Source organism: Nonomuraea candida (assembly GCF_000725485.1).
GTDB lineage: Bacteria > Actinomycetota > Actinomycetes > Streptosporangiales > Streptosporangiaceae > Nonomuraea > Nonomuraea candida.
Genome location: NZ_JOAG01000222.1, coordinates 1 through 219, shown reverse-complemented (window position 1 = coordinate 219; position 219 = coordinate 1). Strand labels below are relative to the sequence as shown.

Sequence of the window (219 nt, the reverse complement as noted above, 5' to 3'; positions counted from 1 at the left end):
CCGCTCGAGTACCCCGAAGGGCCTTTCCGCTCGACTTGCATGTGTTAAGCACGCCGCCAGCGTTCGTCCTGAGCCAGGATCAAACTCTCCAAACAATGCTTGGAAAAAGTGTCCTGGCCGACATTCGACATGAATGTCAACCAAAGGAATCCGTCAAATCAATGACGGGGTTGTGCATCATGCACTGGCTTTTAACACACTGTTGAGTTCTCAAGAAAC

At 50.7% G+C, this 219-nt stretch carries 1 rRNA gene; it reads right to left on the bottom strand.

Annotated features, from left to right (window positions below):
• Positions 1–95, bottom strand: a 16S ribosomal RNA gene (locus IO39_RS43805); the annotation flags it as partial.
• Positions 96–219: the final 124 nt, after the last annotated feature.